Origin of the sequence: Agrobacterium sp. SOY23 (assembly GCF_027212525.1) — a bacterium.
Taxonomy (GTDB): domain Bacteria; phylum Pseudomonadota; class Alphaproteobacteria; order Rhizobiales; family Rhizobiaceae; genus Agrobacterium; species Agrobacterium tumefaciens_I.
Genome location: NZ_JAPWDT010000009.1, coordinates 155,354 through 170,013, shown reverse-complemented (window position 1 = coordinate 170,013; position 14,660 = coordinate 155,354). Strand labels below are relative to the sequence as shown.

Genomic DNA, 14,660 nt, shown 5'->3' with positions numbered 1-14,660 from the left:
ATGGACATGCAAACATCGTTTCTTGATCGACTGTTCGAAGAAGGCCTGCTGATTGAAACGGGTGTGGACGGTCTTTATGGGCGCAGCGGCCAGTTCGAGGACGTGATTGCCGCCTTCGAGCGGCTGATCGACCGCACCGGCGGTGCCGACGGCGCCGAAGCAATCCGTTTTCCGCCCGGCATCAACCGCGCCTATTTCGAAAAGAGCGGTTACATGAAGAGCTTCCCGCAGCTCGCCGGCACGGTCCATTCCTTCTGCGGCTGCGAGCTCGACCATGTCAGCCTGCTGAAAACCATGGATGAGGGCGGCGACTGGACCAAGGACCAGAAAGCCACCGACATCGTGCTGACGCCGGCGGCCTGCTACCCGCTTTATCCGACGATCGCCAAGCGCGGCGCCCTGCCGGCCGGTGGCGGCCTCTATGACATCCAGTCCTATTGCTTCCGCCATGAACCTTCCAAGGACCCCGCCCGCCAGCAGCTTTTCCGCATGCGCGAATATGTCTGCATGGGCACGGAGGCCGATGTTACCGAATTCCGCCAGAGCTGGATGGATCGAGGCGTGGAAATGATGAAAGCGGTCGGGCTCGACGTTACGATCGATGTCGCCAACGATCCCTTCTTCGGCCGCGCTGGCAAGATGCTGGCCAACAACCAGCGCGACCAGAACCTGAAATTCGAACTCTTGATCCCGGTCACCTCAACGACCAGCCCGACGGCCTGCATGAGCTTCAATTACCATCAGGATGCGTTCGGCCAGAAATGGGGTCTCAACCTCCAGAATGGCGATGTCGCCCACACCGCCTGCGTCGGTTTCGGGCTGGAGCGCATCGCGCTGGCCCTGTTTGCGCATCACGGTCTCGACGTGAAGAAATGGCCTGCAAAGGTCGTGGAAACCCTCTGGGGCTGATTATCCATGCGGCAGATTTTTCCGGGCCTCGATCCCAAAAACTATGTGCAGCATCCGCTTCATTCCTCGGAAAGAATGTGGCCGGAGACCAATTGCTACATCGATTTATGGATCGAGGTACTGGCCTCGAAAGGCTTATCCCCGGAAGCCATGTTCGGTTTCACCCTGACGCAGGATTTCGAAGGCGACCAGTTCACCTTTTTCAAGGTGCCGCTGGAAGACCTCGAAGCCCTTTATGGCGTTCGCGCCACCGAACTTGCGATCTTCGATAAGGTGGAAGACCACATCGAGGCGCAGCTGGAGCGCGGCCGCATCTGCCTGATCGAGATGGACAGCTTCTATATGCCCGACACCCATGGGGTCGGCTACCAAAAGGAACACGGCAAGACTACCATCGCCATCAACCGGCTCGATCTCGAAAAGCGGGAACTAGACTATTTCCACAATGCCGGCTTTTTCCATCTCTCCGGCGAGGACTTTGATGGGTTGTTCCAGCATCATCTGGCCGAGACCGACCCGCCTTTCCTGCCCTATACCGAATTTGCGAAATTCGCGGACGTCACTCCTTCTGCCGCGCATATTCGCAAGACGGCCGAACGGCTACTGAAGTTTCATTTTTCCAGGCGCCCCTCCGTCAACCCGGTCCGGGCTTTTGCAAAAGTATTTCCGGCCCAGGTGGAAAAGGTCGCCGACAGACCCTTCGGCTTCTTCCACAAATACGCGTTCAATACGCTGCGGCAGCTCGGCGCCAATTTCGAACTGGCAGCGAGCCATTTCGAATGGCTGGATGCGGATGGTTTTTCGGAAGCGAGAGACCACGCGCTCAAGATCTCGGAGGTTGCCAAAACCGTGCAGTTCCAGCTTGCCCGCGCCGTCACCCGCCGTAAATTCGATGCGCTGGCCACTGTGCTCGATCCGGCCGCGGATGCATGGGATGGCTTGATGGAAAGCCTTGGCGAAAAACTGTCCAATGCCAGCGAGGCCGCGTGAGGACCTATCTTCCCGGCGAAAGCGAGGAATTGCTGAGTGAAGGCTGGACGCTGACACTGACACCCGCCGATGCCTGCGAAACACCCTCCGACATTCCGGCATCGCTTGAAAGCCTGCATGTCTCCGTTCCCGGCACCGTCGCACAGGCTCTGGAAAACGCTGGGAAATTCGATCGCCTCGCCCCTGTCGCCTTGAATGACAGGGACGCCTGGTATCGGCTGACGATGATTTCCGACGCCCGGGAGCGGGCGACCCTGCGCTTCGATGGTCTTGCCACCATTGCCGAAATTTTCTTCAACGGCGGGCTGATTGCCGCAAGCCAGAGCATGTTCGAAAGGCTGGAAGTGCCCGTCGAGCTGACAGGCGCGGATGAGCTTTCGATTTGCTTTCGCGCGCTCGCCCCCCGGCTTGAAAAAACCGGTCCGCGCGCCCGCTGGCGGCCGCAGATGATGAATACACAAGGGCTGCGGCTGATCCGCACTACGGCGCTCGGCTACATGCCCGGCTGGTGCCCGGAAGTCCATGCCGCCGGCCCATGGCGGCCCATCAGCCTGATAAGGCAGGACGGACTGCTCTGCACGCTCCGGTCTTCGCTGGACGCGGACGGAACGGGAACGATGAGCATCGCGCTGGAAACCGACCGGCCCATAAAAACGGCACGGCTTGGCTGCGCCGGTTACAGCACCGACCTTTCCCAGGACAAGAACGGCAAACTTTCCGGCGAACTGCGCATATCCAATGTAGAGCAATGGTGGCCGCATACCCATGGCATGCCGGCTCTGCACGACGTCGTTCTGGAACTGGATGGCACGCAACATCACGTTGGACGCACCGGCTTCCGACGGGTCGAGGTCGATCACGGCGATGACGGCAAAGGTTTCGGCCTCAAGGTGAATGGCGAGCGCGTCTTCTGCCGCGGCGCGGTCTGGACGACAGCCGACATTGTCCGCCTGCCGGGAACAACGCCGGACTATGAGCCCTGGCTTCGAAAAGCCGCGGAAGCCGGCATGAACATGATCCGCATCGGCGGCACCATGGCCTATGAAACGCCGGAATTCTTCGCCTTCTGCGACGAACTCGGCATCATGGTCTGGCAGGATGCCATGCTCGCCAATTTTGATTATCCGGCGAAAGATGACGGCTTGCGCCAGCATATCGTCGCGGAAATCTCGCAGTTCCTTGAAGCGACGGCGCTTTCTCCATCATTCACTGTTTTCTGCGGCGGCAGTGAAATGTACCAGCAGGGCGCAATGCTTGGCCTGCCGGAGCAGATATGGAAGGGCGCGCTCACCGAGGAGGTCCTGCCGGAACTGCTCGCCGAAAAACGGCCGGGTGCGGCCTATGTCGCCAATTCCCCTTCCGGCGGCGCTTTGCCGTTTTTTCCTAACGCCGGCGTCGGCCATTATTACGGCGTGGGCGCCTATTGCCGGCCGCTGGAAGATGCCCGCCGCGCCGATCTGCGTTTTGCCGCCGAGTGTCTGGCCTTCGCCAATATTCCCGAACAGGAAACGCTGGACAGATATCTTCCCGGCGTTGCCGTTCACGATCCGCGATGGAAAGCCCGAGCACCGCGTGACCGCGGCGCCTCCTGGGATTTCGAGGATGTCCGCGACCACTATCTGAAGCTGCTTTACGAGGTTGAACCGGATGTGCTGCGGCGGGAAGATGGCAGCCTTTATCTCGACATGTCGCGCGCCGCGACGGCCGAGGTGATGGAAGCGACCTTCGCCGAATGGCGGCGCAACGGCTCCTCCTGTCAGGGCGCGCTGGTCTGGACGCTGCAGGACCTCGTTCCCGGCGCGGGCTGGGGCATCATCGATGCCACCGGCAGGCCCAAATCCGTCTGGCATGCGCTGAAAAGGGCGTTCCGCCCCGTTCAGGTCAGCCTTTCCGATGAAGGCACCAACGGGCTAGATATTCACATCCTCAACGAAACCGGCGATAGCCCGAACGTCATGCTGGAACTGACCTGCCTGCGCGAAGGCATCCAGCCCGTCGTTCATGCCAAACGGCCACTCACCCTGTTGCCGCGACAGAGCCAGACGATTACCGCAACCGACCTGTTCGGCGCATTTTTCGATACGACCTATGCCTATCGTTTCGGCCCGCCATCCCATGATGTGACGGTCGCCCGTCTTCGGGATATTGGGACCGGGCATGTTATCGCCGACGCGTTCCATTTTCCGCTCGGTCGGAAAAAGGCGTTGCATGCGGCAAACCTTCAGGTCGCAACCAGCGAAACGGATGGCAACTGGTGCCTCGAAATCGGCACGGACCGGCTGGCACAATCCGTCCATATCGCGGCGGAAGGGTATCGAGCCTTGGAAAACTGGTTCCATCTCGGCCCCGGCGAAACCAGAAAAATCAACCTTCTGCCGGAGACCGCGGCAACCGAAACCCCTCCCTCCGGAGAGGTCGTATCACTGGGTTCCAGCCGGCGGTTTTCCTTCTAGAGCCAGCTGCTTCACCGTTTCGATATAGATTTTCTTTGATTCCGGTGTGGAGAGATTGTGGTCGGCATCGGGAATGATGGTCAGCGACACATTGCGATAGGCTGCCAGCCCTTCACCATTGGCATCGAAATAATACTGGAAATGCTCGAGACCATCGTCATTGTCGCTATAGAGCAGACGAATGGTGGTGTCCTTCGCCTTCAGCCTGTCGAAAGCGCCGAAAACGGCACGCCCTTCCTCGCTGCCCCTGCGGAACAACCTTGCGGTTTTTGTCGAAAGCCGCTTCATCGTCGCCTTGAGGATGTTCAGACCGGCGCTTACCACATCGACATCGCCACTGATGAGACGCTTGAATGTCGCGCTCTGGCGAAAACGCTGGCTGTATTCCCCGAAGGAACGCGGCCGTTTGTGCAGCGCTTCATCCACCGAGCGGCCCTTGCGCCAATGGAAGACTACCGGATTGACCGCGACCACGGCACCGATCCGATCATCGGCAAGGGCGCCGTTAAAGGCGAGGTAGGCGCCACTGCACCGGCCCGCCGCAATGAAAGGCCCCGTGCTGCGCCTGCCGAGAAAATCGAGCGCGGCGGCCACGTCGTCATTCTGCGCGGCATCATAGAGAACCTGATCGGGCACGTTCTGGACGGGCGGACTGTCGGCAATATTGGCTGCGTCAAAGCGCAGCGACGCCACGCCCTCGCGCGCCAGGGAACGGGCCATCTGCACGGAAAGCCTGCCCCAGCCCGCATGCCGGTCATAGGCAGCACCCAGCAGAAGAACCGAAGACACCATGTCCCGGTCATCCGGCCCGCAAAACACGCCAAAAAGCCGCCCGCCTTCGCCGAACTGCACCGGCTGCTCGACGAAACCACGGCCGCGCTGCGGGACATTGAGGATGAAACTTTCCCCCGATACCATCGGGCTTTCGGCATGAGTCCGGGACAGAACCCACTCGACCAGCCGGTTCACCACATCGCTGGATATTCTCGAAAGCGTGGGGCTGGAGATGAGATCGTCATAGCCTGAAAACTCCGCCTCCTCCACCTGACCGCCGATCGTGGCGAGATGCCGGGCAAAATCGGCATCGGTCACACGGCCCGGTCGCGACAGAACCAGAATGGCGTGCGCCGGAGCGGCAGTCATATTGGAAAGATTGGCCTTCTTGATCGCATCCGCAACACCCGCCGGCATGCTCATGCCCGCAATCGCCCCAGCCTCCGCGAGGCGTTGCGCAGGCCGAAGGCCAAGGCCGTCATCGATCATGGATGACCACATCGCCAGTTCGCGCAGATAGGCACGGCCGGAAACGACCGGCGCCATGAACGCCATGGAACCGGCCTCGGAGAGACCGGCAAGCGCCTGCGCCGCGATCAGGCAACCGAGGCCCTGCGCAACGACAACCACTTCGGCACATCCGGAAAGACGCTTCAGATAGGCAAGCGCGGCACGCGTGTCTGAAAGCCAGTCCGCCGCGCGACCGGCATCATCCGGATCGAAGGCATCACCCGCGCCAAGATAATCAAATCGCAGGCTCGCGACGCCGCGAGCCGCCAGCCTCTCAGCCAGAACCCGCTGAAACTTGCGGCTGCATAGCTCTTCCATGCCCCATGGGCTGACGAAAAGAACGGCATGGGCCTGCCTTACATCCTTGCGCGCCGGATGAAAAATACCCGCAAGCCCTTCAAAAGACACGGGATGCGCAACGCCCCCTTTTGAGTCAACGCCGGCAAGCGGCAATGCATCAAGGAAAGGGTTGCCGCCTGCACGCTCTGAAATATCTATCGCCATCGACCTTGCCATCATTGCGCCAGTGTCTGGCTCAACCATTACGGGATCATTGTATCGAAGCGTCATAACGCCTGCGCTACAATAAAAACAACAATATTAGAGAACTCTAAAAATATAGTCGTATTTATATCGCCTGCCATCCATACGTTGTAAAAACAATCACCGGAGCGACGGACAAGTCCCGACGAGACCGCTATTTTGCTCGAAACCGCTTGAATATACTGATAAATAGCGAATCCCATACCTATTTGCAGGAGGAGGTTGCGCCACCCGGCCACCGGATCGTCTAGACATCGCGCAAACCAACACGCCGGGCCCCGCCCGACAGGTCATAGAAGTTATATATGGAACAAAGCCTTACGCGTTATATCTGGTCGCACACGAGGCGGCAGCAGCTTTTCATTCTGCTGATCGTAGCCCTGTCCATGATCCCCTATTTCCTTGCTTTCGACCTGCCCAAGCAGATCGTCAACGGGCCTATCCAGGGGGATGGTTTTGAAGGGGCGAACGCGACGCAGCTTTTCATGCATCTCACGGTCGATATTCCCTATTGGGGCACCGTGACCTTATTCCCCGGGCTTGAACTCGGCCGCATGTCGATGCTGATGGCGCTCAGCCTGACGTTCCTTGCGCTCGTCATCATCAACGGGCTCTTCAAATATTACATCAATACCTACAAGGGCCGCCTTGGCGAGCGGCTGCTGCGGCGTATCCGCTTCGAGCTCATCGACAAGATCCTGCGGTTTCCGCCAACCCACTTCAAGCGGGTAAAGGGCGCTGAAATCTCCAGCATGGTGAAGGACGAGGTGGAGCCGCTTGGCGGTTTTACCGGCGACGCCTTCGTACAGCCGGCACTTCTCGGCGGACAGGCGCTCTCTGCGCTCTTCTTCATTCTCGTGCAGAATTTCTGGCTCGGCCTGATCGCGGCTTTCATGGCGGCAATCCAGGTGGGCATTATCCCGAAGATGCGCCGTCGCCTGATCGAACTCGGTCGCCAGCGGCAGCTCAGCGCCCGCCAGCTGGCCGGGCGCATCGGCGAAATGGTTGATGGCATCGGCACAATCCATGCCTATGACACGTCGAATTACGAGCGCGCCGATGCCTCGCACCGGCTCGGCGACATCTTCAAGATCCGTTACGATCTCTACCAGTGGAAGTTTCTGGTCAAATTCATCAATAACTTCCTGGCACAGCTCACGCCCTTTTTCTTTTATGCGCTCGGCGGTTATCTCACCCTGAAGGGCAGCCTCGATGTCGGCCAGCTCGTCGCCGTCATCAACGCCTATAAGGAACTGCCCGGACCACTGAAGGAACTGATCGACTGGGATCAGGCGCGTCAGGACGTGCAGGTGAAATATGAGCAGGTCTTCGAGCAGTTCGACGCTCCGAACATGATCGACGAAAAGGTGCAGAAACTATCCCCCGGCGCCGTCGCGGCCATCACCGCGCCGCTCGTCGTCGCAAATCTGACGCTCGAGGACGACAGCGGCAGCCGGCTTCTGGAGCAGGCGTCGCTGAAGATCGAGCCTGGCGAAGTGATCGCCATCGTCGGTGGCTCGGGCGCCGAGGCGCTGGCGGATGCGATCGGCCGCACCCTCTGGCCGACCTCCGGCAAGATCAGCATCAATGACGTCGATATCCTGGAATTGCCGGAATCGCTGACCGGACGGCGCATCTCCTACGTCTCCTCGGACAGTTATTTTTTCCACGCCAGCCTGAAGGACAATCTGCTTTACGGCCTCAAACATGCGCCGCTTGTGGATAAGGACTATGAAGGCGCAGCACTTGAGCACCGCAAGTGGGAAATCCACGAAGCGCGGATGGCGGGTAATCCGCTGATCGACATCAACAGCGAATGGATCGATTATGCCTCGAGCCCGGCCGGCGACGGCAAGCCGGAAAATCTCATCAAGGCCGTTCTCGCCGTACTCGATAGCGTGGAACTGTCACAGGATATTCTGGAATTTGCCCTGCGCTCGTCAATCGATCCCCTGACCGACCTGCATCTGGCCGCCCGCATCGTTGAACTGCGACATGTGCTGCGCGCCGAACTGGAACGGGAAAATCTGAGCGGCCTCATCGCGCCGTTCGAACTGGAGAGCTACAACAGCGAAGCGACGGTGGGTGAAAACCTGCTGTTCGGCACCATGCGGGACCCGTCCCAAACGATCCGAACCGTCATCGAAAGCGACTATTTCCGCTCGCTGATGCGTGAGACCGGCCTTGTCAAAACCCTCTTTGAAATGGGGTACACCATTGCCGAAAACATCGTGGAAATCTTCGCCGACCTGCCGGGAGATCACCCCTTCTTCCAGCAGCTCACCTTCATGACGCCTGATGACATCCCGGTCTATCAGCAGATGCTGCAGCGGCTTCAGGGAAAGAGCTTCGACGAGGCCAATGAGAGCGAAAAGCGCGCAATGCTGCGGCTGAGTTTCTTCTACATCGAACCTCGCCAGCGTTTCGGTCTTCTCTCGCCGGAAATCATGAACCGGATCGTCGAGGTCCGGCACATGTTCCATGAGAACCTGCCCGACAGCCTGAAAAACGTGATCGAAATCTACGATCCGACCAAATACATGAGCGCCACCAGCCTTCTCGACAATATTCTCTTCGGCAAGGTCAGCCATCGCTATACCGACGCCTCGCGGCGCATTACCCGCATCGTGGCGGATGTCATGCGCATGCAGGGCGTTTATGAGCGCGTGCTGGCGGTGGGGCTGGATTTCAACCTGGGCGCCGGCGGCAAGCGGCTCGGCCCGCTTCAGCGCCAGAAGCTCAATCTTGCGCGGGCACTCATCCGCAAATCCGAATATTACATCTTCAACCGCCCCCTTCCCGGCCTCGATCCCCGACAGCAGGAGGAGATTGTCGAACGGGTCATCACACTCCTGAAACAGAACAACAATAACCCGTCCATCGTATGGGTTCTGTCGAACGCCCACCTCTCGCGCATGTTCGAGCGGGTCATCGTCGTTCATCAGGGCCTGATCACCGCCGACGGAAGTTACGAGACTCTCGCCGAGGAAAACGGTACATTCAAGGACATGGTCGCAACATAAATCCAAGAAGGTGACCGAGGTGGAACAAGAACAGGGTAAAGCAATGCTGTTTAAAGACGAAATTCAGATGCTGAAAAGGGTTCCGTTTTTTTCGGAAATGGAACCGTCCAAGCTCAAGCTGCTCGCATTCGCATCCGACCGGGTCTCCTATCACGCCGGCGATATACTGTTCCGGCAGGGAGATGTCGGCGATGCGGCCTATGTCCTTCTGACCGGAAAAGTGGATGTGCTGGTCGACTCCCCATCGGGACCGCTGAAAGTGACCGAGATGACCGGCAACGCGATCGTCGGCGAAATCGCCATCCTCTGTGACAGCGTCAGAACCGCGACCATCCGCGCCTCCACCAATGTGGAAGCCCTACGCATCGGCAAGGAACAGTTCTTCAAGCTCATGTCCGATTTCCCCGATATCACCATCAAGGTCATGCGCGTTCTGGCCGAACGCCTTACCCAGACGACGGCTGAGCTGAGCAAAGCGCGCGCAGGCGCCAAGACATAAACGGCAATTCCTTGCTACCTTGAATGGCGATATTGGAAAAATAAATGTCGTACTATTGCAATATAAATGAAATGCTGACTGAATAAGAGGTAAAGGGCATCCGCCCAAAAGGGCGGATATAAGAATCTGTAGAGACAACGGGCTTCATGGGAGGAAAGCGTGCAAGATTCCGTTGTTATTGGGGTGTGTCATGGTGTTCGATTCCGACACAGCAAGTCGGGAAAGTAATAGAAATTTTCGGGTAAAGATCTGGGGTGCGCGGGGAACGCTTCCCGTTTCAGGTGAAAACTTCCGAAAATACGGCGGGAATACCATCTGCATCGAAGTAAGGTGCGGCGATCACGTTCTTTTGTTCGATGCAGGTTCGGGCCTGCATCCCGCTGGTCTTGCCCTGCGGGCGGAAGGCATTACCGACGTCAATCTGTTCTTCTCGCACTGCCACTACGACCACATTGTCGGCTTTCCTTATTTCAAGCCCTTTTATAACAGCTCCAATGATGTCGCGATCTGGTCGGGCCATCTCGCCGGAGCCATGACGACCCGGGAAATGCTCAAGGATTTCATGAGCCCGCCCTGGTTCCCCGTGCCATTGGAGATATGCTGCGCCAAGATCGCGACCCGGGACTTCAAGGCGGGCGACGTGCTCGATGTGCATCCCGGTCTCTCGATCAGAACCGGAATGCTCAACCATCCAGGTAACGCCATCGGATACCGGCTGGACTGGGAAGGCAAGTCGCTGGCCATCATTACCGACACCGAACATGAGCCGGGCAGCATCGACGAAACCGTGCTCGATCTCATCAGGGACGTCGATCTTTTTCTCTACGACGCCATGTTCACCGATGAGGAAATGGGCCTTTACCGTGGTTACGGTCACTCCTCATGGCAGCAGGCGATCCGGCTCGCCAAACTCGCCGACGCAAAGAATGTCGGCTTCATCCACCACGCACCAAGCCGCAGCGACGAGGAGCTGGACACTATCGAAAAGCAGGCGAAAGCACAGTTTAGCGGCGCATTCGCAGCCATGGACGGCCAGATCATCGTACTCTGACCACAGCCTGGCGCCGGCGAAAGTTCAGGTTCCTGCCGTTTTTCGACATACGGAATGAACGTCCCTGGCCACGCGTGGGTTCGAACACGCACAATTGACCAAATCCGATCGATTGCTCCACGATATTGCCATGAGGCGGCCTGCATTTAGGGTATTTCCAGGAACAGTGGGGCTCGATTTTCCATCCGGAAATGTGACAGACGGTCTAAGGGATCGCCACTACATATTGCATGACTTGACGCCGAACGGCCATCTGATGGGATTTGCATGATCCGTTTCTTTTCGGAGACCAATTTGAGACGCGCCCGGATTTCATCCGGCCTCATCATATTTGCTTTCGTCTTTTCCCACCTTTCCAATCATTCCCTCGCACTCATCTCCATCGATACCGCCGAACGGGCGCGAAAATGGTTCAGCCTGATCTGGCTCAATCCCGTCAGCAGCCTGCTTTTTTATGGTTCGGTCGTGGTGCATGTCTGTCTTGTCCTGCGCTCGCTTTATTTGCGTAGAACGTTGCGCATGCCGCTGCGCGAAGCGCTTCAGGTGATATTCGGCCTGTCGATCCCGTTTCTGATCATCGGCCACGCCGTCAATATCCGCGTGTCGCACATGCTCTACGGCATCGACATCGGCTATTACACAATCGTTCGCCGGCTCTGGATCAACAACCCCATCGGCGGTGCCTGGCAAAGCCTCGCCCTGATCGTCATCTGGATCCACGGATGTATCGGCCTTTATTTCTGGCTGCGTTATCGGAACTGGTATCCGAAAATTGCCGGCCTGTTCATGACGGTGGCTGTGATGCTGCCGCTATTGGCACTGCTGGGTTTCAGCGATGCCGGCCGCTGGCTTGAAGAGGTCGATCGGAAATATTCGCTTCCTCCGGGGCTCACCGATAACACCGTGCAACGAGACGAAATTTCGCTGCAGCGGGAAATGGAGACCCGGATCCAGTTCATCACCGGCACGACGGAAGCGATTTTCGCCGGGGCGGTGGTGCTGGTCTTCTTATTGCGTGGCGCGCGCAGCTTCCGGCAGCGGCTGACCGCCATTGAAATCCGCTACGAACATGGCGCGCAGGCGCGTGTCCCGGCCGGGCTCAGCATTCTGGAAGCCAGCAGAATTGCCGGCATCCCGCATTATTCCGTCTGCGGCGGCAAGGGGCGCTGCTCGACCTGCCGGGTCAAGGTTCTCAGCAGCAAGGGCCCGCTTCCGCCGCCCGGCGATATCGAACAAACCACATTGCGGCGCATCCATGCCGATTCGGACGTTAGGCTTGGCTGTCAGTTACGCCCCACCAGCGATCTTGACGTCGCACTTCTCGTTTCACCGCCACAGCAGAGCGACCTGCCGGCGGATGCGCAGCCTGCCCGGCCCGGTCGGGAAGAGGAAATCGCCATCCTCTTCTGCGATCTGCGCAATTTCACCACGCTGTCGGAAGCGAAGCTGCCCTATGATGTGGTCTTTCTTCTCAACCGCTACTTCACCATCGTCGGCCAGGCCGTCGAACAGGCCGGTGGCCACCTCGACAAATTCATCGGCGATGGCGCCATGGCCCTTTTCGGACTGGGCGACAACGCCGAACACGCCTGCCGCAACGCCATGAAGGCGGCAGCAGCTATATTGCGGGATATCGCAATCCTGAACGAGGGATTGGAGAAACAATTCGCCGTCCGTCTGGAAGTCGTGATCGGCATTCATTCCGGCCCGACCATCGTCGGCGTCATGGGATATGGCGCCGCAAAAACCCTGACGGCCATCGGCGACACGGTGAATGTAGCAAGCCGGCTCGAATCCAAGGCGAAGGAATTCGGTGCCGCCATCGTGGTCTCCGAACCGGCCCTCATTCAGGCGGGACAGAATATTGCCGATCTCAGAAGCGAAGATATCGCCATTCGCGGGCGAAACTCGCAGATGAAAGTGTTTCTGCTCTCCAAGGAAGAGAGCGAGCGCTATTTATAAGCCCGGCGCTGCTGCGGCCGGGCTATTCGGCCTCAAATCTTCCGATAGAGAAAATAACGGTCCGTCGGCACGCTTTCCGGCACCGGCAGCGGTTTCAGCATGGCATGATCGAGCGGCAGGCCGCTGATGGCGATACCGCCTTTCGCCAGCATGCCCGCGGCAAGATCGGGCAACCATGTCAGGGTGACGGCATCCTTTTCCGGATAGCCCGTGCCGATATCGGCATGCACCATCGCCGCATCTGTGCCGATGAAAGCCGGAGCGGTTTGCGAGATTTCACCGATCACCAGATCCTCTTCCGGTGGAACGGAGGAGGCATGCGCACCCATGGCCCTGTCAAAAGCGATGATGCGGCGGTTGGGAAACAGTTCCCGCAGATGATTGAAAGTGCGCCCGTTTCCAAGCCCGATTTCCATGAGCGCGCCCTCATCCGGCAGATCAAGATCGGCCTCGACATGGTTGAGGATATCGCGCTGCGCGGTTAACCGGCGAATGAAGCTGTCCAGTCTGCTCATAATATCAGGCCTTGATGATGTGTTTTGCGGCAATGTCCCGGCGCGCGAAGACATTCCGCGTGTCAATGATCAGCGGCGCCCAGTCGCTGAGCGCAACATAATCGACATTGTCGTGATCGGTCGCGACAAGAACGGCATCGAAGCCGCCGATGGTCTCACTATCCCAGGATACGGATTTCATGCCCATAAGGTGGCTATATTCCCGGGTTTTCGGAATTTCCGCCACATAGGGATCAAAATAGGCCGCTTCGCCGCCGCGCTCCTGAATAAGCTCCATGAGCTTCAGTGACGGGCTTTCGCGAATGTCAGGCACGTTTTTCTTGTAGGCGAGACCGACCACCAGCACCTTGGAGCGGCTGAGCGCCTTGCCGGAATGGATATCGAGCGCTTCGGCGACCCGCCCGACGACATGGCGCGGCATGCCGGTATTGATTTCGCCGGCAAGCTCGATGAACCGCGTCGGCAATTCATATTCGCGCGATTTCCAGGTGAGGTAGAACGGGTCGATCGGTATGCAATGGCCGCCGAGACCCGGACCGGGATAAAACGGCATGAAACCGAACGGCTTGGTTTTCGCCGCATCGATCACTTCCCATATGTCGATACCCATCGCCTCGTAGACGACCTTGAGTTCGTTGACGAGCGCGATGTTGACGGCACGAAAGACGTTTTCGGTGATTTTCACCGCCTCCGCCGTGGCATTGGTCGAGACCGGAACGATCTTCTTCACCACCGAGCCGTAAAATGCCGCCATCAGCTTTCCGGCGGCCTCACCGTCACCGGCGACGACCTTCGGAATGGTCGAGGTTTCGAAATCGCGATTGCCGGGATCCTCCCGCTCAGGTGAAAAGCCGATGAAGAAATCGACGCCGGAGACGAGGCCGGTGCTTTCCAGAATGGTCTTCACCACCCCGTCGGTCGTGCCGGGATAGGTGGTCGATTCCAGCACCACAAGCTGTCCCTTGCGCAGATGGGCGGCGATCTCCCGGCAGGTCTTTTCGACATAGGAAAGGTCCGGCTCGCGATATTTCGTCAGCGGCGTCGGCACGCAGATGGCGATCACATCACATTCGGCCAATCTGGAGAAATCGCTGGTGGCAGCGAAACCGTCATCCTGCCGCACACTTGCCAGCACCTCATCCGAAACCGCCTCGATATAGCTGCGGCCCGCTTCGATCGCGGTAATTTTACCGGGGTCGATGTCGAAACCGACGACCTTGAAGCCGGCCTTGGCAACCGTCATGGCAAGCGGCAGGCCGACATAGCCGAGGCCGATCACCCCCGCTTTGGCACTTTTGTTTTCAATGCTGGAAAGCAGGGTCTGGGAAATGTCTGGAGAAGTCAAAGCGTGTCACGCTCCGCGCATGTGCAAAAGATGCCTTTCAGTTGGGCAAGAATGACTGACCTGTCAAGGCTCGGGCCTTTCAAATT

Annotated in this window: 10 protein-coding genes; 7 read left to right on the top strand and 3 right to left on the bottom strand. The window is 58.5% G+C overall.

Annotation, left to right across the window (positions count from 1 at the left end):
• Genes O3S81_RS23130 through O3S81_RS23120 form a run of 3 tightly spaced genes read left to right on the top strand, consistent with a single transcriptional unit; the run spans position 1 to position 4,352 of the window.
• Positions 1–909: an amino acid--[acyl-carrier-protein] ligase gene (locus tag O3S81_RS23130; RefSeq protein WP_269347049.1), complete on the top strand. Its 909-nt coding sequence runs from the start codon at positions 1–3 to the stop codon at positions 907–909.
• A 6-nt stretch (positions 910–915) separates the two neighbouring features.
• Positions 916–1,899: a DUF1839 family protein gene (locus O3S81_RS23125; protein WP_269347047.1), complete on the top strand. Its 984-nt coding sequence runs from the start codon at positions 916–918 to the stop codon at positions 1,897–1,899.
• Complete coding sequence (locus O3S81_RS23120; RefSeq protein WP_269347045.1) at positions 1,896–4,352, top strand: glycosyl hydrolase 2 galactose-binding domain-containing protein; 2,457 nt, start codon at positions 1,896–1,898, stop codon at positions 4,350–4,352. The genes O3S81_RS23125 and O3S81_RS23120 overlap by 4 nt, the downstream gene beginning before the upstream one ends.
• Here the strand turns inward: O3S81_RS23120 and O3S81_RS23115 are convergent.
• Positions 4,320–6,140 (bottom strand): alpha/beta fold hydrolase, encoded by a 1,821-nt coding sequence (locus O3S81_RS23115; protein ID WP_269347043.1) that lies wholly within the window; start codon positions 6,138–6,140, stop codon positions 4,320–4,322. The two genes, O3S81_RS23120 and O3S81_RS23115, sit on opposite strands and share 33 nt — an antisense overlap.
• A 344-nt stretch (positions 6,141–6,484) precedes the next feature.
• On the opposite strand from O3S81_RS23115, the gene O3S81_RS23110 reads away from it, so the two are divergent.
• The 4 genes from O3S81_RS23110 (at position 6,485) to O3S81_RS23095 (ending at position 12,714) form a co-directional block, all read left to right on the top strand.
• A complete protein-coding gene (locus O3S81_RS23110) occupies positions 6,485–9,202 on the top strand; it encodes an ABC transporter transmembrane domain-containing protein (RefSeq protein WP_269347041.1) in 2,718 nt (905 codons plus the stop codon).
• 43 nt (positions 9,203–9,245) lie between these two features.
• Positions 9,246–9,701 (top strand): cyclic nucleotide-binding domain-containing protein, encoded by a 456-nt coding sequence (locus O3S81_RS23105; protein ID WP_269347039.1) that lies wholly within the window; start codon positions 9,246–9,248, stop codon positions 9,699–9,701.
• Positions 9,702–9,891: 190 nt separating this feature from the next.
• On the top strand, positions 9,892–10,752 hold the full coding sequence (locus tag O3S81_RS23100) for an MBL fold metallo-hydrolase (RefSeq protein ID WP_269347037.1): 861 nt from the start codon (positions 9,892–9,894) through the stop codon (positions 10,750–10,752).
• Positions 10,753–11,019: 267 nt separating this feature from the next.
• Entirely contained in the window at positions 11,020–12,714 is a 1,695-nt protein-coding gene (locus O3S81_RS23095) for an adenylate/guanylate cyclase domain-containing protein (protein WP_269347035.1), read from the top strand.
• Between the two features lie 32 nt (positions 12,715–12,746).
• On the opposite strand, the gene O3S81_RS23090 is transcribed toward O3S81_RS23095, so the two are convergent.
• A complete protein-coding gene (locus O3S81_RS23090; protein ID WP_269347034.1) occupies positions 12,747–13,229 on the bottom strand; it encodes a class I SAM-dependent methyltransferase in 483 nt (160 codons plus the stop codon).
• Positions 13,230–13,233: 4 nt separating this feature from the next.
• A complete protein-coding gene (locus O3S81_RS23085) occupies positions 13,234–14,574 on the bottom strand; it encodes a nucleotide sugar dehydrogenase (protein WP_269347032.1) in 1,341 nt (446 codons plus the stop codon).
• Positions 14,575–14,660: the final 86 nt, after the last annotated feature.

What these genes read in the sequence shown, in the direction of transcription:
- O3S81_RS23125 (WP_269347047.1), top strand. Translation starts at nt 916, where the DNA reads ATGCGGCAGATTTTTCCGGGCCTCGATCCCAAAAACTATGTGCAGCAT.
- O3S81_RS23100 (WP_269347037.1), top strand. Translation starts at nt 9,892, where the DNA reads ATGGTGTTCGATTCCGACACAGCAAGTCGGGAAAGTAATAGAAATTTT.
- O3S81_RS23115 (WP_269347043.1), bottom strand. Translation starts at nt 6,140, where the DNA reads ATGGCGATAGATATTTCAGAGCGTGCAGGCGGCAACCCTTTCCTTGAT.
- O3S81_RS23130 (WP_269347049.1), top strand. Translation starts at nt 1, where the DNA reads ATGGACATGCAAACATCGTTTCTTGATCGACTGTTCGAAGAAGGCCTG.
- O3S81_RS23110 (WP_269347041.1), top strand. Translation starts at nt 6,485, where the DNA reads ATGGAACAAAGCCTTACGCGTTATATCTGGTCGCACACGAGGCGGCAG.
- O3S81_RS23105 (WP_269347039.1), top strand. Translation starts at nt 9,246, where the DNA reads ATGCTGTTTAAAGACGAAATTCAGATGCTGAAAAGGGTTCCGTTTTTT.
- O3S81_RS23095 (WP_269347035.1), top strand. Translation starts at nt 11,020, where the DNA reads ATGATCCGTTTCTTTTCGGAGACCAATTTGAGACGCGCCCGGATTTCA.
- O3S81_RS23090 (WP_269347034.1), bottom strand. Translation starts at nt 13,229, where the DNA reads ATGAGCAGACTGGACAGCTTCATTCGCCGGTTAACCGCGCAGCGCGAT.